At 74.2% G+C, this 21,096-nt stretch carries 18 protein-coding genes; 13 read left to right on the top strand and 5 right to left on the bottom strand.

Annotated features, from left to right (window positions below; genetic code table 11):
- Window positions 1-82: 82 nt before the first annotated feature.
- A complete protein-coding gene (locus M3185_RS05550) occupies window positions 83-1,255 on the top strand; it encodes an FAD-dependent monooxygenase (RefSeq protein WP_251332676.1) in 1,173 nt (390 codons plus the stop codon).
- A 39-nt stretch (window positions 1,256-1,294) separates the two neighbouring features.
- Here the strand turns inward: M3185_RS05550 and M3185_RS05545 are convergent, their stop codons facing one another.
- The 3 genes from M3185_RS05545 to M3185_RS05535 form a co-directional block, all read right to left on the bottom strand.
- Entirely contained in the window at window positions 1,295-1,924 is a 630-nt protein-coding gene (locus M3185_RS05545) for a maleylpyruvate isomerase family mycothiol-dependent enzyme (RefSeq protein WP_251332675.1), read from the bottom strand.
- 78 nt (window positions 1,925-2,002) lie between these two features.
- Entirely contained in the window at window positions 2,003-3,370 is a 1,368-nt protein-coding gene (chrA, locus tag M3185_RS05540) for a chromate efflux transporter (protein ID WP_251332674.1), read from the bottom strand.
- A 255-nt stretch (window positions 3,371-3,625) separates the two neighbouring features.
- On the bottom strand, window positions 3,626-4,585 hold the full coding sequence (locus M3185_RS05535) for a helix-turn-helix transcriptional regulator (RefSeq protein WP_251332673.1): 960 nt from the start codon (window positions 4,583-4,585) through the stop codon (window positions 3,626-3,628).
- A gap of 223 nt (window positions 4,586-4,808) precedes the next feature.
- On the opposite strand from M3185_RS05535, the gene M3185_RS05530 reads away from it, so the two are divergent.
- Window positions 4,809-5,366, top strand: a complete 558-nt coding sequence (locus tag M3185_RS05530; RefSeq protein WP_251332672.1) for a dihydrofolate reductase family protein — start codon at window positions 4,809-4,811, stop codon at window positions 5,364-5,366.
- A 29-nt stretch (window positions 5,367-5,395) separates the two neighbouring features.
- On the opposite strand, the gene M3185_RS05525 is transcribed toward M3185_RS05530, so the two are convergent.
- On the bottom strand, window positions 5,396-6,733 hold the full coding sequence (locus tag M3185_RS05525; RefSeq protein WP_251332671.1) for a carboxylesterase family protein: 1,338 nt from the start codon (window positions 6,731-6,733) through the stop codon (window positions 5,396-5,398).
- Between the two features lie 91 nt (window positions 6,734-6,824).
- On the opposite strand from M3185_RS05525, the gene M3185_RS05520 reads away from it, so the two are divergent.
- On the top strand, window positions 6,825-8,273 hold the full coding sequence (locus tag M3185_RS05520) for a replication-associated recombination protein A (RefSeq protein WP_251332670.1): 1,449 nt from the start codon (window positions 6,825-6,827) through the stop codon (window positions 8,271-8,273).
- Window position 8,274: 1 nt separating this feature from the next.
- On the opposite strand, the gene M3185_RS05515 is transcribed toward M3185_RS05520, so the two are convergent.
- Window positions 8,275-9,231, bottom strand: a complete 957-nt coding sequence (locus tag M3185_RS05515; RefSeq protein ID WP_251332669.1) for a sugar-binding transcriptional regulator — start codon at window positions 9,229-9,231, stop codon at window positions 8,275-8,277.
- 120 nt (window positions 9,232-9,351) lie between these two features.
- Between M3185_RS05515 and M3185_RS05510 the strand changes: the two genes are divergently transcribed.
- The 10 genes from M3185_RS05510 to M3185_RS05465 all read left to right on the top strand — a co-directional run bounded on the left by M3185_RS05510 (window position 9,352) and on the right by M3185_RS05465 (window position 21,068).
- Complete coding sequence (locus M3185_RS05510; protein ID WP_251332668.1) at window positions 9,352-11,094, top strand: glycerol-3-phosphate dehydrogenase/oxidase; 1,743 nt, start codon at window positions 9,352-9,354, stop codon at window positions 11,092-11,094.
- Between the two features lie 170 nt (window positions 11,095-11,264).
- Window positions 11,265-11,999: an MIP/aquaporin family protein gene (locus tag M3185_RS05505; RefSeq protein ID WP_251332696.1), complete on the top strand. Its 735-nt coding sequence runs from the start codon at window positions 11,265-11,267 to the stop codon at window positions 11,997-11,999.
- A gap of 93 nt (window positions 12,000-12,092) precedes the next feature.
- Window positions 12,093-13,616, top strand: coding sequence for a glycerol kinase GlpK (gene glpK, locus M3185_RS05500; protein WP_251332667.1), 1,524 nt, complete (start codon window positions 12,093-12,095; stop codon window positions 13,614-13,616).
- A gap of 368 nt (window positions 13,617-13,984) precedes the next feature.
- The gene (gene rpsD / locus M3185_RS05495) at window positions 13,985-14,617 is read left to right on the top strand and encodes a 30S ribosomal protein S4 (protein WP_251332666.1); all 633 of its coding nucleotides are present in this window, start codon (window positions 13,985-13,987) and stop codon (window positions 14,615-14,617) included.
- 182 nt (window positions 14,618-14,799) lie between these two features.
- Window positions 14,800-15,222: a DUF948 domain-containing protein gene (locus tag M3185_RS05490; protein WP_251332665.1), complete on the top strand. Its 423-nt coding sequence runs from the start codon at window positions 14,800-14,802 to the stop codon at window positions 15,220-15,222.
- 12 nt (window positions 15,223-15,234) lie between these two features.
- Window positions 15,235-15,567 carry a hypothetical protein gene (locus M3185_RS05485; RefSeq protein WP_251332664.1) on the top strand — a complete coding sequence of 111 codons (333 nt, stop codon included), beginning with the start codon at window positions 15,235-15,237 and terminating at the stop codon, window positions 15,565-15,567.
- Window positions 15,567-18,263 (top strand): alanine--tRNA ligase, encoded by a 2,697-nt coding sequence (gene alaS / locus M3185_RS05480; protein WP_251332663.1) that lies wholly within the window; start codon window positions 15,567-15,569, stop codon window positions 18,261-18,263. The genes M3185_RS05485 and alaS overlap by 1 nt, the downstream gene beginning before the upstream one ends.
- 26 nt (window positions 18,264-18,289) lie before the next feature.
- Entirely contained in the window at window positions 18,290-18,946 is a 657-nt protein-coding gene (gene ruvX / locus M3185_RS05475; RefSeq protein ID WP_251332662.1) for a Holliday junction resolvase RuvX, read from the top strand.
- Window positions 18,943-20,178 (top strand): endolytic transglycosylase MltG, encoded by a 1,236-nt coding sequence (mltG, locus tag M3185_RS05470; protein WP_251332661.1) that lies wholly within the window; start codon window positions 18,943-18,945, stop codon window positions 20,176-20,178. The genes ruvX and mltG overlap by 4 nt, the downstream gene beginning before the upstream one ends.
- Entirely contained in the window at window positions 20,169-21,068 is a 900-nt protein-coding gene (locus M3185_RS05465) for a shikimate dehydrogenase (protein WP_251332660.1), read from the top strand. The genes mltG and M3185_RS05465 overlap by 10 nt, the downstream gene beginning before the upstream one ends.
- Window positions 21,069-21,096 lie beyond the last annotated feature (28 nt).

Raw genomic sequence — 21,096 nt, 5'->3', positions numbered from 1 at the left:
GGTGTGATCTTGGACAAACGGACAATGGTGTGATAGAGCTGGCGCTCCGTTGCGCCGGACGCAGGAGGCGGAGGTCGGCACGGTGGCAGGACGTGCGGTGGTGGTGGGCGCCGGCATCGGCGGCCTGGCGGCGGGCGCCGCTCTGGCCCGCGCCGGCTGGCAGGTGAGCGTCCACGACCGGGCGCCGGTCCTGGACCCCGTGGGAGCCGGCATCAGCCTGTGGCCCAACGCGCTGCGGGCCCTGGACGTCCTGGGCGTCGGGAACGCCGTGCGGGAGCGGTCGGTCCTGGGCGCCGGTACCGGGATTCGCCGTCCCGACGGGCGGTGGCTGGGGCGCAGCGACGTCGCCGGTGCTCTCGAGGCGCGCTTCGGGGACCCGGTGGTCGTCCTGGCCCGAGCCGAGCTGACCGGTCTGCTCCGGGAGCTCCTGCCCTCCGGCGCGCTGCACCTGGGCCGGTCCGTCGACGCCGTGGCGCCCGGGGACCCGGCCGGCGGCGAGCGGGCCGAAGTGCTGCTCAGCGACGGGGACCGGATCGGGGCGGACCTCGTCGTCGCCGCCGACGGCATCCGCTCCCGTCTGAGGAGTTCCCTGTTCCCTGGACACCCCGGGCCCGCGTACGCCGGGTACACCGCCTGGCGCCTGCTGGCACCGGCTCCGGCCGGGGCGCAGGGCGCGGAGACGTGGGGGCCGGGCGGCCACCGGTTCGCCGTCGTCCCGATGGCCGGGGGCCGCGTGTACTGCTACGCCACCGCCACCACCGCGGCGGGGATCACGTACGAGGACGACGCCGCGGAGCTGCGGTCCCGCTTCGGCAGCTGGCACGACCCGATCCCGGAGGTCCTCGCCGGGCTGCGAGCCGGCGACGTGCTGCACCACGACGTCCAGGAGCTCCGCACGCCCCTGCCCTGCTTCACCTCGGGCCGCGTCGCCCTCGTCGGCGACGCCGCCCACGCCATGACCCCGGAGATGGGCCAGGGAGGATGCCAGGCGCTGGAGGACGCCGTCACCCTGGCCGCCCTCACCGTGGACGGGAGCCTGCCGGCCGCCCTGGAGCGGTACACCGGGGTCCGGCTGCCGCGCACCACGCGCATCGCCGCCCGCTCCCGCTCCACCGCCCGCCTGACGCAGGCGTCCGGCCCGGTGGGCACGCGCCTGCGCGACCTCTCCGGTCGGCTCCTGGGCCGTGTCCCCGCACGGGTGCTCGTCAGGGGACTGGCGCCCGTCGTCGACTGGTGCCCGCCCGGCGCGGGCTGACCCGCGCGGCCGGGCCGCAGCTCCGTGCGGGATGACGTCTCAGGCGGGACGGCTGCGGTCGCGGAGCACCTCCACGCCGTCGCCCTCGAGGTCGTCCAGGTAGGCGGCGCGGCCCACGGTGGCCATGAGCAGCGCGAGAGTCGGCCCGGTCACCAGCGGACCGTCACCGGTGGCGAAGGGGCCGTCGGCGGCCTCCAGGCGCAGGCCCTGCACCCGCCGGCGGCCCACCACGACGAAGTCGGAGCCGCTGTGGTACTCGGCCAGCCGGGTCAGCACCGGCGGCGGGTAGGCACGGTGGATGCCCAGTGGGCGGCGGATGTCCTCCGCGTGCACGACCGCCTCGCCCAGGGGCACGATCCGGGACCCGGTCGGGGACCGGGTCCCGGTGCGCACCGAGTCGAAGCGGCGCAGGGTGTCGGCGCCGTCGGTGCCCAGCTGCTCGGCCAGGCGCACCGCGACCTGACGGTCGAAGTCGAACCGGCAGCCCACCACTCCGGCGAACCAGCGGGCGGGACCGAGCGCGGCGCCGGCGGTGAGGTGGGCCAGGACCTCGCGTACCGTGAGCCCCGCGCACAGGGACGGTTCCGCCCACTGCTCCTCGGACAGGTGCTGGAGGTCGCGCGCCAGCGCCGCTCGCTCGGCGTGCGTGGCGCTCCAGTAGGAGGACATGGCACCAGGCTATCCAGCGTGCTACCCGCGCCGCCGTCGCGCCGCGAGGACCGTGCGGTGCCGGTCGTGGCGAGAACGTCAGCCGAGGAGCCCGAGCAGCCCGACGGCCAGGCCGGCGGCGGCGCACACCCCGAGGGTGCGCAGCACGGACCACCTGAGGCGGAAGACCATGACTAGGGCGGCCGCGGTGATGAGCACGGCCTGTGGTTGCAGGCTGGTCAGCTGCGGGAGATCGAGCCGGACCGGTCCCCAGGACAGGGCGGTGGTGGCGGCGAAGAGGGTGTGGACGGCGAAGTAGACGGCGAGGTTGGCGATCACCCCGACCACGGCGGCGGTGATGCCGGTCAGCGCCGCCGACAGCGACGCGTTCCCGCGCAGGCGCTCGACGTAGGGGGCGCCGAGGAAGATGAACAGGAAGCAGGGGACGAAGGTGACCCAGGTGGTCAGCAGCGACGCCAGCACGGCCGCCACCCACGGGTCGAGGGTCCCGGGGTCGCGGAAGGCCCCGAGGAAGGCCACGAACTGCACGACCATGATCAGCGGCCCCGGGGTGGTCTCGGCCAGGGCCAGTCCCCGGGCCATCTCCCCGGGCCCGAGCCACCCGTAGGTGGCCACGGCCTGCTGGGCCACGTAGGCCAGCACCGCGTAGGCCCCGCCGAAGGTGACCAGGGCGGTGCCGGAGAAGAACAGGCCCTGCTGGGTGAACACGCTGTCCGTGCCGGTGAGCAGGGCGGCGGCCCCGACCGGGGCCAGCCACAGCGGAACCCCGATGCCCAGCACCAGGGCGGCGCGCCTGCCGGAGGGGCGGGAGGTGTGGAGGGCGTCATCGGCGATCACCGGGGCTGGACCATCAGCGGTGTCCTTCTTCGCGGGGGCGACCATGATCGCCGGGCGGAGCCTGCCGATTACCCAGCCGCTCAGGGCGGCGGCGGCGACCACGGCGGGGAAGGGCACCGCGAACACGGCCAGGGCCAGGAACGACGCCACGGCGATGGCCACCAGCGCCGGGTGGTGCAGGGCGCGCCGGGCGACCTTGAGCAGGGCCTGCGCGACGATGGCCAGCACCGCCGGGGCCAGCCCGGCGAACAGCGCCACCACGACGGCCGTCTCCCCGAACGCGGCGTAGATCCCCGAGAGCACCAGCAGCGCCACGACGCCGGGCAGGACGAACAGGGTCCCGGCGATCAGCCCGCCGCGCGTGCCGTTGAGCAGCCAGCCGATGTAGACGGCCAGCTGCTGGGCCTCGGGCCCGGGCAGCAGGGTGCAGTAGGACAGGGCGTGCAGGAACCGCCGTTCCCCGATCCAGCGGTGCTCCTCGACCAGGGACCGCTGCATGACCGCGATCTGCCCGGCCGGGCCGCCGAAGGTCTGCAGGGAGATCTTGAACCACGCGCTGGTGGCCTCCCGCAGCGGGACGACGTCGTGGATCCGGGGGCTGGCGCTCATGGTGGTTCCCTTCCGCTGCGCAGGACCGCGCGGCCCTGCTCGGCGATCTTGTCGGCGCCAGCCGTCGGGGCTCGTGAGCGGCCGGGCCGGTGGCCGGGTGCCGCGGCGGGTGCCGCGGTGTGCTCCGCGACCCGGTCCACGGTACGGGGTGCGCGGCCCGGGGCGACAGGGAGGCGGCAGCTGCCCCTGACGATGTCGGGCAGTCACCCGGTGCGCCGGGGGGCGGTGCGGGGGGAACCGCCTGCGAGGACGGCCTCAGGAGTGCAGCGTGCTGATGGGGGAGCGCCCGTAGTGGTGGCGGTAGGCGGCGGCGAACCGGTCGAGATCGGTGAAGCCCCAGCGGTGGGCGATCGCCGCGACGGTGGCCCCGAGGGCGGGGTCGGCGTCCATCAGCTCCTGGTGGGCGCCGTCCAGGCGGGCGGTGCGCAGGTAGGCGAGCGGGGTGGTGCCCGTGTGCTCGCGGAAGGCGCGCTCCAGGCGGCCGGGGGACAGGCGGGCGGCCGCGGCGATCTCGCCCGGCCCGAGGGGGAGCTCGCGGTGCTCGTCGATGAAGGCCACCGCCCGGCGCACCGGCCCGGGCAGGACGGGGGCCTGGTCCACGGGGGCGTCGACGTCGTGGAAGGTGCCGGGGAAGGTCCACAGCAGGGCCGTGGCGATCCTGCGGTAGGCCTCGACGCGGATCAGCGGGATGCTCATCGCCTCCTCGTTGTCGAGCACGTCGTCCTGGAGGTGGCGCACGGTGTCCCTCCAGTGCTCGGCGGCGGCTCCGGTGCGGGGGGTGCGGTCGTGGAAGCGCAGCCGGAAGTCGTCCCGCTGGAGCAGCTCGGCGGCGTGGTCCTCCACCCAGGAGCGCTCCAGCGCCGTGGTGGTCAGGTGGGCGGCCTCCAAAGTGGCGGTGAAGGGCTCCTGCGGCAGCAGGAACGGGCCGTCGTCGGCGCGGGGCCGGTCCCGGCCGGTGCCGATCGTCATCCGGCCCCGGCTCACCTGGGCGATGCTCAGGGCCTCGGGAGGATCGATGCCCACCTGCAACGACGACGACGGGCCGAGCTGGGACTGCCGGCACATCAGGGGCCCGACGAGCGTCCAGGACGCGGTCAGCTCGAAGTCCGGCGCCGTGGAGGCCTGCACCTCGGCGCGCTTGACCACCCAGCGCAGGGCGTCAGCCGCCGCGCCGGCATCGGCGGTGACGAAGACATCGCGCTGAACGGCCCCCATGGCGCACCACCCTAGAGTCCCCGGGGTCCGGTCGGATAGGCGCGGGAACGTCTAATGCTCCACGTTTCACCGCCAGGGACGGGGTGGAGGAGCCACGAGCGGGGAGCCGGACAGCACGCGGTCCCGGACGGGCGGCACCGGCGTGTCCCTTCCCCTCTCCCCGGCGCCGCGCCAGAGTAGGAACCGCACGGGCCAGCGCCGACCGCACCGACAGGAGATCCTCATGGGGCAGCTGATCATCTCGGAGTTCATCACGCTCGACGGCGTCGTCGACTCCCCAGGCGGCGGGCCGCACCCCCACGCCGGCTGGACCTTCCAGCAGGTCCCCTTCGAGGAGGCGGCCTACGAGATCAAGGACCGGGAGCAGCGGGAGGCGACCGCGATGCTGCTGGGCCGGGTGAGCTACGACGAGTTCGCCCCGGTCTGGCCGTCGATGGAGGAGTTCGCCGAGTACAACGCCATGCCGAAGTACGTGGTCTCCTCCACCCTGACCGACCCGCAGTGGAACAACACCTCGGTGCTGCGCTCCCTCGACGAGGTCGCGCAGCTGAAGGAGAGCACCGACGGCACCATCCTCGTGCACGGCAGCGCCACGCTGGCCAAGGGGCTGGCCGCCGCCGACCTCGTGGACCGGTACCACCTGCTCGTGTTCCCGGTCCTGCTCGGCCGGGGCAAGCGCCTCTTCGACGACTCGGCCGACACGCTGCGCACCCTGGAGCTGGCCGAGCACGAGGCCTACGCCAACGGCATCGTCAAGGCCGTCTACGACGTCGTGCACTGACCGGCGGCCGGGCGCTCCCGGCCGGGGCGTCAGAACGGCCTCGCGCCGCGCCGGTAGCTCAGGGCGCCGGGGACGCGGCCGGCGTCGCCCAGCGGCTCGCCGCGGGCGAAGCCGGCCCACAGCCGGCGGACCTGCCGGCCGTGGGCCTCGATCTCCTCCCACGTCGCACCGGCGACCAGCCCGGTGTGCGCCCAGGTGCGCTCGTGGCCGAACAGCAGCGGCAGGTCGATCGTGTGGGCGGCCCCGTACGGGTTGCCGGGGGCGGCCCAGGAGAGTCGATAGGTGTGCGCGGTGCCGCCGGCGCGCACGTGGCGCCGGGCGAAGCGGCGGATGGCCCGCGAGTAGACCTCGGCGGTCACCCAACCCACGACGGCGCGGCGGACCAGCGGCCCGAGCAGGGGGAGGCGGACCCACCGGAGCAGGGCGGGCCGCGTCGGCAGGAAGAACCGTGCCTCCTCGGTGGTGTGGCCGATGAGGACGTCGATGTGCGGGGCCACCTTGTCCCACGCCGCGTCGACCTCCTCCTCGGCCGGCAGGGGGTGGTGGCCGTACTGGGTGCCGAAGGCCATCGCGCCCATGAGCCCGAAGGAGGCCGCGTGGGCGGCGACCTCGGCCTGGAGGGCCACCACCTCTTCTGCCGGGGTGGCGGCGGTGACGACCTCGGCCGCGGCCGCCATGGCGGCGTTCATCTTCGCCCGGCCGCGGGAGATCCCCAGCGGGGGGCTCTGGAGGATGGCGCGGCGGAACAGGGCGGGAGCCTCGGGGGTGGCCATGAGGTGGGCCACCGCATCGGCCCCGGCGGACTGGCCGAAGGCGGTCACCTGGTCCGGGTCCCCGCCGAAGGCCGCGATGTTGCGCCCCACCCAGCGGAACGCCTCGATCTGGTCGAGCAGTCCCAGGTTGGCCGGGCGGTGGTGGCCGGTCCCCAGGTAGCCGAACAGGCCCAGCCGGTAGGTCACCGAGACCACGACCACGCGTTGTTCGGCCACGAGCCGGGCCGGGTCCATGATCGGGGCGTCCCCGGCCCCGGTGGTGTAGGAGCCGCCGTGGATCCAGACCATCACGGGCAGCTGCTCGCCGTCGGCCAGGTCGCGGGGCAGGGTCACCGACAGCCGCTGGCAGTGCTCGTCCTGCGGCAGCCCGTCCATCGCCCCGCCGAGGACCTCCTCGAGGAAGGGGGACCGGACCTGGGCGCAGGCCGGTGCGGGCTCCGTGGCGGGAAACGGCTCCTGCCAGTCCGGTGCCGCAGCGGGGGCGGTGAACCGGTCGGCCACCGCGTAGGGGATGCCGGTCGCGCGGACCACGTCGCCGTCGGCCCAGCCGAGGACGGGGCCGCAGGGAGGTGTGAACGTGAGCGTGGTGATCATTCTGCCCATTATGGCCAGCCGCCGGCCCGGGCGCGCCCGGCGCCCGCGCCGCCGCGGGAAGCAGGTCGGGGGCAGCGGCTAGCCTGGAGCCGTGACCGGCTCCCTCTTCGACGACCTCGACCGCCCCGAGCCCTCCGGCGCCCCCGGGGGCGATCGGCCGGACGACGTCCCCGCCCCGGGCCGGGCCCGCCCCCGGTCCCGCAGCCGCGCCCCGCTCGCCGTGCGGATGCGCCCGCGCACCCTGGACGAGGTCGTGGGCCAGCAGCACCTGCTCAAGCCGGGCTCGCCGCTGCGGGTCCTGGCGGGGGAGGACCGGGGGCCGGCGGGGCCGTCGTCGATCATCCTCTGGGGTCCCCCCGGCACGGGCAAGACCACGCTCGCCCACGTCATCGCCCGCGGGGTCTCCCGCAAGTTCGTGGAGCTGTCCGCGATCACCGCGGGGGTCAAGGACGTCCGCAAGGTGATGGACGAGGCGCTCACCGACCGCGACCTGCACGGGCGCACCACGGTGCTGTTCCTCGACGAGATCCACCGCTTCACCAAGGCCCAGCAGGACGCCCTGCTGCCCGGGGTGGAGAACCGGTGGGTGGTGCTGGTCGCCGCGACCACGGAGAACCCGTCCTTCTCGGTGATCTCCCCGCTGCTGTCGCGCTCGCTGCTGCTGACGCTGCGGCCGCTGGAGCGGGCCGACATCGCGGCGCTGCTGGACCGCGCCGTCGCCGACCCCCGGGGCCTCGGCGGACAGGTGGAGCTGTCCGCACCGGCGCGGGAGCACCTCCTGGACCTGTGCGGGGGCGACGCCCGCAAGGCGCTGACCTCGCTGGAGGCCGCGGCCGGCGTCGCGTTCTCGGAGCAGGACGCCGCGGAGCAGGACGCCGCGGAGCGGGACCACGGCGCCGTCCCCCAGATCACCCGCGCCCACGCCGAGGAGGCCCTCGACCGGGCGGCGGTGCGCTACGACAAGAACGGCGACCAGCACTACGACGTGGTCAGCGCGTTCATCAAGTCCATCCGCGGCTCGGACGTCGACGCCGCGATGCACTACCTCGCGCGGATGATCGAGGCGGGGGAGGACCCCCGCTTCATCGCCCGCCGGCTCATCATCTCCGCGGCGGAGGACATCGGCACGGCCGATCCCACCGCCCTGCCCACCGCGGTGGCCGCCGCGGAGGCCGTCCAGCTCATCGGCATGCCCGAGGGCCGCATCCCCCTGGCCCAGGCCGTCGCCCACCTCGCCACCGCCCCGAAGTCCAACGCCGCCTACACCGCGATCAACGAGGCCATCGCCGACGTGCGCGCCGGCCGGGCCGGCCCCGTGCCGGCGCATCTGCGGGACGCCCACTACGCGGGGGCGGACCGGCTGGGCCACGGCCGCGGCTACGTGTACGCCCACGACGCGCCCAACGGGGTGGCCGCCCAGCAGTACCCGCCGGACGAGCTCGTGGGCACCGACTACTACCGGCCCGTGGACCGGGGCCGCGAGCGCCAGATCGCCGAGCGCCTGGAGATCCTGCGCGGCATCGTCCGGGGCGGCCAGTGACTCAGCGGCCCGAGAGGTAGCGCACCACGCCGCCCGCGGTGCGCTCGTCGACGACGAGGTCGGTCACGACGCCGGCCCGCAGGGCGCCGACGAGACCGCGGATCTTGTGCTCGCCCGAGACCACGCACAGCCGGCGGGGGATCCGCCGCAGCTCCGAGGGGGTGGGCCCCGAGGCGCGCCGGTTGAGGCCGATGTCCGCGTAGGTGCCGTCCTCCCGCAGGAACACCGTGCACACGTCCCCGACCACCCGCTGGGCGGTCAGCGTCCGGAACGCGTCCTCGTCGAGGTAGCCGCCGCTGTAGACCTGGGAGACCATGGGCCCGCGGAAGGCACCCACGCTGAAGACGGCGAGGTCGGCGGTGTTGCGCACCGCCAGCACGCGGCGCACGGTCGACTCCTGCCACATCAGCTCCCGGGTCCGCTCGTCGTCGAAGAAGGCGGGGGTGGGGAACGGGTACAGGGCGGCGTTGAACGCGGTGGACATCTGGGCCAGCAGGGTCGCGGAGCGGGCCGCCCCCGCGGGGTGGACGTTGACCGCGCCGTTCATCTGCACGACCGTCGCGCTGCGCGTGCGCTTGGGCTGCAGGTGGGAGGCGACCGCCGACGTCGTGGTGCCCCACGCGACCGCGAGCGTCATGCCGTCGCCGAACCACTCCCCGAGCAGCGCGGCCGCGCAGCGGGCCACCGACTCCAGCCGCTGCGAGTCCGTGGCGCTGCGGGCCGTGCCGGCGACGTGCACCGTGACCCCGAACGTGCTCTGCAGCGTGCGGGAGAGGTCGTCCACGGGGCTGCCGGGGGAGGCCAGGCTGATCCGCACGATGCCGCGGTCGCGGGCGCCCTGCAGCATGCGCGAGACCGTGGAGCGGGAGACGCCGAAGCGCTCGGCCACCGCGTCCATGGTCATTCCCTGCACCCAGTAGAGCTCGGCGGCCTGGTAGAGCTCCGCATCTTGGTGCATCCGCAAACCCTTCCCCTGCACGTCCGTTCGTATTGGTTGAGCATAGGTGCACCGGAGGGAAGAGTGTGAGTCACAGCACACCGGGGCGCTCCGCCCCGGGCCCGTCGAAAGGCCGCACCCATGTCGTTCCCCACCCTGTCCGCCACCGACCGGAAGCAGGCGCTCGCCGCGCTCACCGACGGCACCGAGCTCGACGTCCTCGTCGTCGGGGGCGGCATCACGGGGGCCGGGATCGCCCTCGACGCCGTGTCCCGCGGCCTGCGCACCGGCATCGTCGAGGCCCAGGACTGGGCCGGCGGCACGTCCCAGTGGTCCTCCAAGCTCGTCCACGGAGGCCTGCGCTACCTCCAGCAGCTCGACTTCAAGCTCGTCGCCGAGGCCCTGCGGGAGCGCGAGCTGCTCCTCGACTTCCTCGCCCCGCACCTCGTCAAGCCCGTGCCCTTCCTCTACCCCCTGACCCACCGGTTCTGGGAGCGCCCCTACGTCACCGCTGGCATCGGCCTCTACGACGCCCTCGCCCACATCGGCGCGAAGGTCGCCACCCTGCCCTACCAGCGCCACCTCACCGCCTCCGGCGTCCGGCGGCTCTTCCCCGACGTCAGGCCCGGGTCCATGGTCGGCGCCGTGCAGTACTGGGACGCCCGCGTCGACGACGCCCGCCTCGTCCTCACCATCGTGCGCACCGCCGTGCGCTTCGGGGCGCTCGCGGCCAACCGCACCCGCGCCGTTGGCTTCCCCACCGACGGCAGCGGCCGGGTGGTCGGCGCCACGATCCGCGACCTCGAGACGGGCACCGAGCACCTGGTGCGCGCCCGCAGCGTGATCGCGGCGACGGGGGTGTGGACGGAGCAGACCCAGGACCTCGCCCACGCCGAGGGCGGGCTGCAGGTGCTGGCCTCCAAGGGCATCCACATCGTCGTCCCGCGCGACCGGATCCGCAGCGACACCGGCCTGATCCTGCAGACCGAGAAGTCCGTGCTGTTCATCATCCCGTGGGAGCGGTACTGGCTCATCGGCACCACCGACACCCCCTACGAGCAGGACCTCGAGAACCCGGTGGCCTCCGGCGCGGACATCGACTACGTCATCGACCACGCGAACGTCGTGCTCGACCGTCCCCTGACCCGCGACGACGTGATCGGCACCTACGCCGGGCTGCGCCCGCTGCTGCAGCCGGGGACGAAGCAGGACGGCGGCGAGCAGTCCACCAAGATCTCCCGGGAGCACACGGTCACAGAGGTCGCCCCCGGGCTGATCACCATCGCCGGCGGCAAGCTCACGACCTACCGGGTGATGGCCGAGGACGCCGTGGACCTCGCCCTGGGCGCCGAGCGCGCCAGGCAGCTGCCGTCCGTCACCGACCGCACGCCGCTGCTGGGCGCCGACGGCTACCTGGCGCTGCGCCGGCAGGCGGGCTCCCTGGGCGCCCGGTTCGGCTGGGACGAGGAGCAGGTGCTCCACCTGCTGCGCCGCTACGGGTCCGCGGTCTCCGAGATCGTCGCGCTCGCCGAGGCCGACCCGGACCTGGGCCGCCCGCTCGCCGGGGCCGCCCCCTACCTGCGGGCCGAGATCGTCCACGCCTGCACGCACGAGGGCGCCCTGCACCTCGAGGACATCTACGACACCCGCACCCGCCTCACGTGGGAGCGGCCCCGGCACGGTCTGGACGCCGTCGAGGAGATCGCCGACCTCGCCGCCGCGGCCCTCGGCTGGGACCTGCAGCGCCGGGCCGCCGAGGTCGAGGCCTACCGGGCCCGGTGCGCCGCCGAGGACGCCGCGGCGGCCGCGGCCGACGACGCCGCGGCCGCCGCCGCCCGCGCCGCCGCCCCCGACGTGCTCGACGCGATCCGCCCCGCCGGCTGACCGCCGGACGGCCACCGGTCGACCGCCGGTGCCCGTCTCCCTCCTGCGACCGCCCGCCCGGGCGGCCCGCGCCACCCCGTCCGCCCGTCCGCCCGTCCCGAGGAGCCGCTGTGCTGTCCACGTCCCTGCCACACCTCTTGCTGCAGACCGCCCCCACCGTGCCCGCGTCCCTGTCCACCGTCTTCCTGTCCGAGATCGCCGGCACCGCGACGCTGCTGCTGCTCGGCGCCGGCGTCGTCGCCAACGCGGTGCTGCCCCGGACCAAGGGCCTGGGCGGGGGCTTCCTGATGATCAACTTCGGGTGGGGCCTCGCGGTGTTCGCCGGCGTCTACGTCGCCTGGCAGTCCGGGGCCCACCTGAACCCGGCCGTCACCGTGGGCCTGTGGGCCTCCGGCTCCGCGGAGTACGCCCCGGGGGTGCCCGTCACCGCGGCCAGCACGGCGGTGTACTTCGCCGGGGAGCTCCTCGGCGCGTTCCTCGGCGCCGTGCTCGCCTTCCTCGCGTACAAGAAGCACTTCGACGAGGAGGCGGACCCGGATACCAAGCTCGCCGTCTTCTCCACCGGCCCGGCGATCCGCTCCTACGGCTGGAACCTCGTCACCGAGGTGATCGGCACGTTCGTGCTCGTGGCCGTGATCCTGCTCTTCGGCAACACCCCCTCGCAGATCGGCCCGCTGGCCGTGGCCCTGCTGGTCGTCGGCATCGGCGCCAGCCTCGGCGGGCCCACCGGTTACGCCATCAACCCCGCCCGCGACCTCGGACCCCGCATCGCCCACGCCGTGCTGCCCATCCGGGGCAAGGGCCCCAGCGACTGGGCCTACGCCTGGGTCCCCGTGGTGGGGCCCCTGGTCGGCGGCGCGCTCGCCGGCGGCTACTACCAGCTCTTCGCCAACCCGCCCGCCTGAGACCCGCCCGCCGGAGACCTGCCGCCTGAGATCCCGCCCGCCCGCAGCACCCGCCATCCGTCCACCGGAGCACCACGAAGTGAGGAACCACCCATGAGCACCCAGCCGAAGTACGTCATGGCCATCGACCAGGGCACCACCAGCTCCCGCGCGATCATCTTCGACAAGCAGGGCAATGTCGTCAGCGTCGGCCAGCTCGAGCACCAGCAGATCTTCCCGCGCGCCGGGTGGGTCGAGCACGACCCCATGGAGATCTGGCTCAACGTCCGCAAGGTCGTCGCCGAGGCGGAGGCCAGCTCGGAGGTCGGCCCCCGCGACATCGCCGCCGTGGGCATCACCAACCAGCGCGAGACCACCGTGGTGTGGGACCGCACCACCGGCAAGCCCGTCTACAACGCGATCGTCTGGCAGGACACCCGCACCCAGGCGCTCGTCGAGCAGTTCGCCGGGGACGCGGGCATGGACCGCTACCAGGAGCGCACCGGCCTGCCGCTGGCCAGCTACTTCGCCGGGCCGAAGATCCGCTGGATCCTCGACAACGTCGACGGCGCCCGGGAGGCCGCCGAGCGCGGGGACCTCATGTTCGGCACGACCGACTCCTGGCTCGTGTGGAACATGACCGGCGGCGTCGAGGGCGGCGTGCACGTCACCGACGTGACCAACGCCTCCCGCACGATGCTCATGAACCTCGACACCCTGGACTGGAACGAGCAGATCTGCGAGGAGATGGGCGTGCCCGTCTCGATGCTGCCCGAGATCCGCTCGTCCTCCGAGGTCTACGGCAAGGGCCGCACCCGCGGCTTCCTCCGCGACGTGCCCATCTCCGGGATCCTGGGCGACCAGCAGGCCGCCCTGTTCGGCCAGGCCTGCTTCGAGAAGGGTATGGGCAAGAACACCTACGGCACCGGAAACTTCGTGCTCATGAACGTGGGCACCGACGTGGTCCCGGCCAGCCACGGGCTCATCGCCACGGCCGGCTACAAGATCGGCGACGCCCCTGCGGTGTACGCCCTCGAGGGCTCCATCGCGGTGACGGGCGCGCTCGTGCAGTGGCTGCGCGACAACCTCGGCATCATCTCCTCCGCCCCCGAGGTGGAGGTGCTCGCCGGCACCGTGGAGGACAACGGCGGCGCGTACTTCGTGCCGGCCTTCAGCGGCCTGTTCGCCCCGCACTGGCGGGCCGACGCCCGCGGCGCCCTCGTCGGGCTCACCCGCTACGTGACGAAGGCGCACATCGCCCGGGCCGCCCTCGAGGCCACGGCCTACCAGTCCCGGGAGGTCGTCGACGCGATGAACGCGGCCTCGGGCAGCCCGATCACCGAGCTGCGCGTCGACGGCGGGATGACCGCCAACGAGCTGCTCATGCGGTTCCAGGCCGACCAGCTGGGCGTGCCCGTGGTGCGCCCGGGGGTCTCCGAGACCACGGCCCTCGGCGCGGCCTACGCCGCGGGCATCGCCGTGGGCTTCTGGGCCGACACCGCCGACGTGGCCCGCAACTGGGCCGAGGGCGCCCGGTGGACCCCGACGATGGGGGATGAGGACCGCGAGCGGCTCTACCGCAACTGGAAGAAGGCCGTGACCAAGTCCCTCGACTGGGTCGACCGCGACGTCGACTGACCCCGCGCCGCCAGGCCGCAGCACCGTGCCGCCCGGGCCGGACCGGGCGGCACGGTGCTGCTCCCGTCGCCGGCCACCCCTCGGCGGCGCCCTCGGCGGGGCGCGTCGGGGGCGGGCGGTGCGAGGGCGCGCGAAAGGGGCGGGCGCAGGCTATACTGGACCGTCGGCCGGCAAGGCCCGTGCCCCCGCGCGCCCGGCGCACCGCTGTCAACCACGGTGCTCCCCGTGCGGCCACGGCGCTTGCAGGACGAGAGGATTGCGGCTGATCCTCACCTCTCCGACGGGACCGATCCCGTCCTCGGAGGCCGGACCGACCAGAACACGCTTCCCCCGCGCGACGGGGGAGCACCGCATTGTGAAAGGTAACCGTGGCTAACAACACGCGTGCGCGCCGTCAGGTGCGCAAGTCCCGCGCCCTCGGGATCGCCCTGACCCCGAAGGCCGAGAAGTACTTCGAGCGCCGTCCCTACGGCCCCGGCGAGCACGGCCGTGCCCGCCGGAAGGCCGACTCGGACTACGCCGTCCGTCTGCGCGAGAAGCAGCGTCTGCGCGCCCAGTACAACATCCGCGAGAAGCAGATGCACCTGGCCTACGTCGAGGCCAAGCGCCAGGAGGGCCAGACCGGTGAGAACCTGGTCGTCCTGCTGGAGTCCCGCCTCGACGCCCTCGTCCTGCGCGCCGGCTTCGCCCGCACCATGGCCCAGGCCCGCCAGATGGTCGTGCACCGCCACATCCTGGTCGACGGCCAGCGCGTGGACCGCCCCTCGTTCCGCGTGAAGGAGGGCCAGCTGATCCACGTGCACCCGAAGTCGGAGAAGATGGTGCCCTTCCAGGTCGCCGCCGCCGGCGCGCACCAGGCCGTGCTCCCGGACACCCCGGGCTACCTGGACGTGCAGATCGACCGCCTCCAGGCCAAGCTGGTGCGCAAGCCCAAGCGCGCCGAGGTCCCCGTGACCTGCGAGGAGCAGCTCGTGGTGGAGTACTACGCCCGCATGGCCTGATGCCAGCGGGCTCCCGTCCCCGGCGCACGCCGGGGACGGGGCCCCACCGGCGGAGAGCCCGCGGCGCCTGCGCCGCGGGCTTTTCCGTTCGGTACAGTTGGTCACCGGGCGCCGCGCCGGTGCCCCGCCCGCCCGCCGCGGGCCCCCGCCCCCGACCAGACCAGCAAGGAGCGCCCCGCCCCATGACCGGTGGAGAAATCGCAGGACTGCTCGCCGCCGGGGTGTTCGCCGTCCTGGTCGCCCTGCTCGCCGTGCCGATCCTCAAGCTCGGCAAGGTCTTCGACGAGCTGCGGCTGACGATCCGCTCGCTCAACAACGAGACCGTCCCGCTCATCGACGAGGTGACCCGGACCGTGTCGACCACCAACTCGCAGCTGGAGAAGGTCGACGGGATCACGACCAACGTCTCGGACGCCTCCGCGAACGTCTCCGCGCTGTCCTCCCTGGTGGCCTCCACCGTGGGCCAGCCGCTGATCAAGGTCGCGGCGTTCTCCCACGGGGTGCGCCGCGCCTTCACCGGGGACGACCCGTCCGCCGGGGCCCGCCGCGCGGATCCCTTCGGCGGGCCCACCACCGAGCCGGGTCCGCGCGACCCGGCCGCCTAGGGAGGACCCAGCATGAGCTTCTGGGGCAAGCTTGCCCTCGTGGCCGCCGGCACCGTGATCGGCGCCGCCGCAGCCCGGATCACCCGCACCCCCGGCCAGGACCTCGACGTGCGCCGCGGCGCCGCCGCCGCCCGCGCCCCCCGGCCCGGGGACTGGCGCTCCCGCCTCTACCGCTTCGCCGCGACCGTCAAGGCCGGCATGGACGAGCGGGAGGCCGAGCTGCGCGCCTCCTTCGGCGTGACGCCCCCCGGCACGCCGTCGTCCCCCCTCACCGGCCGCGACGCCGCGCCCGGGCTCCTCGACGCCCCCGACCCCTCGACCGACCGCGAAGGAAAGCACCGGTAATGCTCTCTCAGGAAATCACCAAGCGCTGGCTGGACTACTTCGAGCGCCAGGGCCACACCGTGGTGCCCTCCGCCTCGCTGATCTCCTCCCAGCCCGGTTCCATGTTCACCATCGCCGGCATGGTCCCGTTCATCCCGTACTTCCTCGGTCAGGAGACGCCCCCCTACCGGCGGGCCACCTCCATCCAGAAGTGCATCCGCACCCTCGACATCGACGAGGTCGGCAAGACCGCCCGTCACGGCACGTTCTTCCAGATGGCCGGCAACTTCTCCTTCGGCGACTACTTCAAGGAGAAGGCCATCCCTATGGCCTGGGAGCTGCTCACCGGCCCCGTCGAGCAGGGCGGCTTCGGCCTCGACCCCGACCGCCTGTGGGTGACCGTCTACGAGGGCGACGAGGAGTCCTACGCGCTGTGGAGGGACACGGTGGGCCTGCCCGCCGAGCGTATCCAGCGCATGGGCCGCGACGAGAACTACTGGGACACCGGCCAGCCCGGCCCCGCCGGGCCCGACTCCGAGATCTTCTACGACCGCGGCCCCCGCTACGGCCAGGAGGGCGGCCCGGCCGTCGACGACGACCGGTACATCGAGATCTGGAACCTCGTGTTCATGCAGTACCAGCGCGGCGAGGGCTCCGGCAAGGACTACGAGATCCTCGGGGACCTGCCGGAGCAGAACATCGACACCGGCCTCGGCGTCGAGCGCCTGGCCATGCTCCTGCAGGGCGTCGAGAACTTCTACGAGACCGACCAGGTCCGCCCCGTCCTCGACAAGGCCGCCGAGCTGTCGGGGAAGACCTACCGCGGCTCGGAGAGGGCCGACGAGGAGGGCTACGCCGACGACGTGCGGATGCGCGTGGTCGCCGACCACGTCCGCTCCTCGCTGATGCTCATCGCCGACGGCGTCAGCCCGTCCAACGAGGGCCGCGGCTACATCCTGCGCCGCCTGCTGCGCCGCGCGATCCGCGCGATGCGCCTGATGGGCGTCACCGAGCCGTGCCTGCCCGTGCTGCTGCCCGCCTCCCGCGACGCCATGCGCGGCGTCTACCCCTACGTCGCCGAGGACTTCGAGCGGATCTCCCGGATCGCCTACGCCGAGGAGAAGGCGTTCCTCAAGACCATCGAGTCCGGCACCACCCGGCTCAACGAGGCCGTGGCCGGCGCGAAGCAGCAGGGCCAGGCCGTCTCCGGCGCCGAGGCGTTCGCCCTGCACGACACCTACGGCTTCCCCATCGACCTGACCCTCGAGATGGCCGCCGAGGCCGGGGTCGCCGTCGACGAGACCGCCTTCCGCGGCCTGATGGAGGAGCAGCGCCGGCGGGCCCAGGAGGACGCCCGCGCCAAGAAGGGCGCCCACGCGGACCTGTCCGTCTTCCGCCGCCTGCTCGACGAGCGCGGCTCCGTCTTCACCGGCTACACCGTCCTGCGCACCGAGACCGCCCTGCGGGCCCTGCTCAGGGACGGCGTGACGGTCCCGGCCGCGTCGGCGGGCGAGCACGTCGAGGTCGTCCTCGACGAGACCCCCTTCTACGCCGAGGCCGGCGGCCAGGCCGCCGACACCGGCACCATCACCGGCGACGGGTTCGTGCTGGAGGTCTCCGACGTGCAGCAGCCGGTCAAGGGGCTGTCCGTGCACAAGGCCGTCGTGCGCGAGGGCGAGGCCGTCTCCGGCACGCCCGTGGTCGCGCAGGTCGACGTCGCCCGCCGCCGCGCCGGGGAGATGGCGCACTCGGGCACCCACATCGTGCACGCCGCCCTGCACGACATCCTCGGCCCCGACGCCGTCCAGCGCGGCTCCTTCAACAAGGAGGGCTACCTGCGCTTCGACTTCGCCTGGGGCGAGGGCCTGTCCGAGGAGCAGCGCCGGGAGATCGAGGAGGTCTCCAACACCGCCATCCACGACAACTTCCAGGTCGTCACCCAGGAGATGGGCCTCGACGAGGCGAAGGCGCTGGGCGCCATGTCCCTGTTCGGCGAGAAGTACGGGGAGCGCGTGCGCGTCGTCGAGATGAACGGGCCGTGGTCGCGCGAGCTGTGCGGCGGCACCCACGTGGGCGGCACCGCCCAGATCGGCTCGCTCACCCTGCTCACCGAGCAGTCCGTGGGCTCCGGCAACCGCCGCGTCGAGGCGCTCGTGGGCCTGGACTCGTTCCGCCACCTCGCCGCCGAGCGCACCCTGGTCCACCAGCTCACCGACATGCTCAAGGTGCAGTCCTCCGCCGAGCTCCCCGAGCGCCTGGCCACCACCCTGGACAGGCTCAAGGCCGCCGAGAAGGAGCTCGCCGGGCTGCGCCGGGAGAAGCTCCAGGCCCAGGCCGGGGCGCTGCTCGACGGCGTGCGCCAGGTCGGGCCCGTCAAGGTCCTCGTGCACGACGCGGGCGAGGTCGCCGGCGCCGACGACGTCCGCTCCCTCGCCCTGGACCTGCGCGGGCGGCTCATGGCCGACGCGTTCGTCGTCGCGGTGGCCGGTGTCGCCAAGGGCCGACCGGTCGTCCTCGTGGCCACCACCGAGGGCGCCCGCGAAGCCGGTGTGAAGGCCGGCCGGCTCGTCCGCACCGCCGCCACGGTGCTCGGCGGCGGGGGCGGCGGCAAGGACGACGTCGCGCAGGGCGGCGGACAGGACCCCGCGAAGATCACGGCGGCCCTGGACGCGGTGCTCGCCGACGTCGCCAACGCGACGGCGGGCGCCACCGCGTGAGCGCAGGCTTCGCCCGCGGACGACGGATGGGGGTCGACGTCGGACTCGTCCGCGTCGGGGTCGCCCTGTGCGACCCCGACGGGATCCTCGCGACCCCGCTGACGACCCTGCGCCGGGACCCGAAGAAGGGATTCGACGTCAAGCTGCTGGCCGGGCTGGTCCAGGAGCACGACGCCGTGGCCGTCTACGTCGGGCTGCCGCGCAGCCTCGACGGCGGCGAGAACGCCTCCACCGCGATGGCCCGGGACTACGCCGCCGCCCTGGTGCGCCGGCTGCACGCCAAGGGCCGGGACGTCCCCGTGCGGCTCGTCGACGAGCGGCTGAGCACGGTCGACGCCCACCGCGCGCTGCTGGAGGCGGGCGTGTCGCGGCGGGAGCACATGGACAAGGTCGACCAGGTGGCCGCCGCCACCATCCTGCAGAGCGCCGTGGACCGGGCGAAGGCGACCGGCGCGGAACCGGGCCAGCTCGTGCCCGGACCCGCGGCCGGGCCCCCGCCCCCGCCCGGTTCCCGCCCCGGGGCCCCCGTCGTGGCCCATAATGGGGGAGACCCCGGTGCGGACCACCCTGCCCCGGGGCACCTCGACGGACGGTCCCGGCACGCCGGGGACGCCGCCGCCGCGCCCGAGGGGGCGCCGGGGGCACCGTTGACGACCACCGATCCGGACGGAGAGCATTCGTGAGCGACGACCCGTACGACCAGGCGGCCTCCCGCCGTCCCGAGGCGCCCCGCGAGCCCTCCGGCGCGGGAGCGGCCGGGCGCCTCGGCAGCCTGCTGGACGCCCCGTCGTCGCGCGAGGACTCCACGGGCCTGCAGGGCGCCTTCGAGCACGAGGAGCTGACCCCCGAGCAGGTCAAGCGCCGGCAGCGGCGGGGCCGGGTCTCCCTGACCACGGCCATCGCCCTGTTCCTGCTGGCCGCGCTGATCACCGTGTCCGTGCTCGGCTCCACCTTCAGGTGGTTCGAGGTCCGCGACTACCGCGGCGACGGCAAGGACCCCGTCACCTTCTCCGTGGCCGAGGGCGCCACCACCGGGCAGATCGCGGTGGCCCTCGAGCAGCAGGGCGTCGTCGCCGACGCCGAGACGTTCATGGAGGCCTACCAGGAGGAGCACGCGGAGGAGTTCATCCAGCCCGGCGAGTACGAGCTGCGCACCGAGATGAGCTCCGAGAGCGCGATCGACCTGCTGATGGAGGAGGAGGAGGCGACGCACTACGCGGCCGTGGCCCAGACCCTGCGGATGAGCGACGTGTTCGAGATCCTCAGCAAGTCCACCGGCATCCCGATCGAGGAGTTCGAGGCCTACGCGGAGGACACCGCGACCTTCGGGATCCCCGACCGGTTCCCGAGCCTCGAGGGCTGGCTGCACCCCGGCGAGTACCGCTTCCCCCTCGACGCGAGCGCGCAGCAGATCCTGCAGACCATGGTGGACAGCACCCGCACGACCCTCGAGGGCGCCGGGATCACCGACGACGACGCGGCGTTCGAGGCGCTGACCATCGGGTCGATCATCGAGTTCGAGGTCCAGCCCGAGCACTACGACGTCGTGGCCGGGGCGATCGAGAACCGCCTCGAGAACCCCGAGGGCGAGACCTCCGGGTTCATCCAGTCCGACGCGTCCGTGACCTACGGCCTCGGCCGGAAGGGCTACGACTTCTCCGAGGAGGAGCGCCAGGACGAAGGCAACCCCTACAACACCTTCGCCCACCCGGGCCTGCCCGTCGGCCCGATCGGCTCCCCGGGCGACGCCGCCATCCAGGCCGCCGCCGACCCGGAGGACAACGGCTACTACTTCTGGGTGACCGTGGACCTGGACACCGGCGAGACCAAGTTCGCCGAGACCTACGCCGAGCACCTGCGCAACGTCGACGAGTACAACCAGTGGTGCGGCGAGAACGAGGGCCGGTGCGGGTGAGCCCCGCCCGGGCCGCGGTGGTGGGCCACCCCATCGGCCACTCCCGCTCGCCCGACCTGCACCGCGCCGCGTACGCGGTGCTGGGCGAGGACGTCGACTACGCCGCCCACGACCTCGTGGAGGACCAGCTGCCGGCGTTCGTCGACGCCCGGCGCGGGGACCCTGCGTGGCGCGGGCTGTCGGTGACGATGCCCCTGAAGTCCGTGGCCGCCGCGTGCGCCGACGAGCTCACCGGCCTCGGCGCCGCCGTGGGCGCGGTCAACACCCTGCTCTTCCGCCCCGGCGCCACGGTGCTCGGGCACAACACGGACGTCGCCGGGATCGTCGGGGCCGTGCGCGCCGCCGGCGCCGTGCCCGCCGCGCCCACGGCCGCGGTGCTGGGCGGCGGGGGGACGGCCACCGCGGCCGTCGCCGCCGCCGGGCTGCTCGGGGCCGGGCGGGCCGACGTGTTCGTCCGCTCCGCGGCCCGCGCCGAGCGCGCCGTCGAGGCGGGCCGCCGGCTCGGGCTGCCCGTGCGGCTGCGCCCCTGGGAGGAGGCGGCGGGCGCCCTGGCCGGCTACGACGTCGTGGTCTCGACCCTGCCGCCGCACGGCGCCGACGAGCTCGCCGCCCGCCTCGCGGCCACCGCCCCCGCGACGGCCGGGGTGCTGCTCGACGCCGCCTACGACCCGTGGCCCTCGGCCCTCGCCCGGGCCTGGGAGGGCGCGGGGGGAGCCGTGGCCCCGGGACTCGATATGCTGATCTTCCAGGCGGTCGATCAGATCCGCCTGTTCACCGGGCGCAGCCTGGGCGAACCCCTGCCCCGCGAGCAGGACGTGATCGCTGCGATGTGCACGGCGGTGGGACGGCCCATCCGCGTCGTCCCGGCCGTGTCCCGGACCCGACCCTGACGGCAGGGCGCGCCCCTGCGGGCCCCCG

This window comes from Kocuria rosea (assembly GCF_023715525.1).
Lineage (GTDB): Bacteria > Actinomycetota > Actinomycetes > Actinomycetales > Micrococcaceae > Kocuria > Kocuria rosea_A.
The sequence above is the reverse complement of the archived record's forward strand: the minus strand, read 5'-3'. Positions and strand labels throughout refer to the sequence as shown.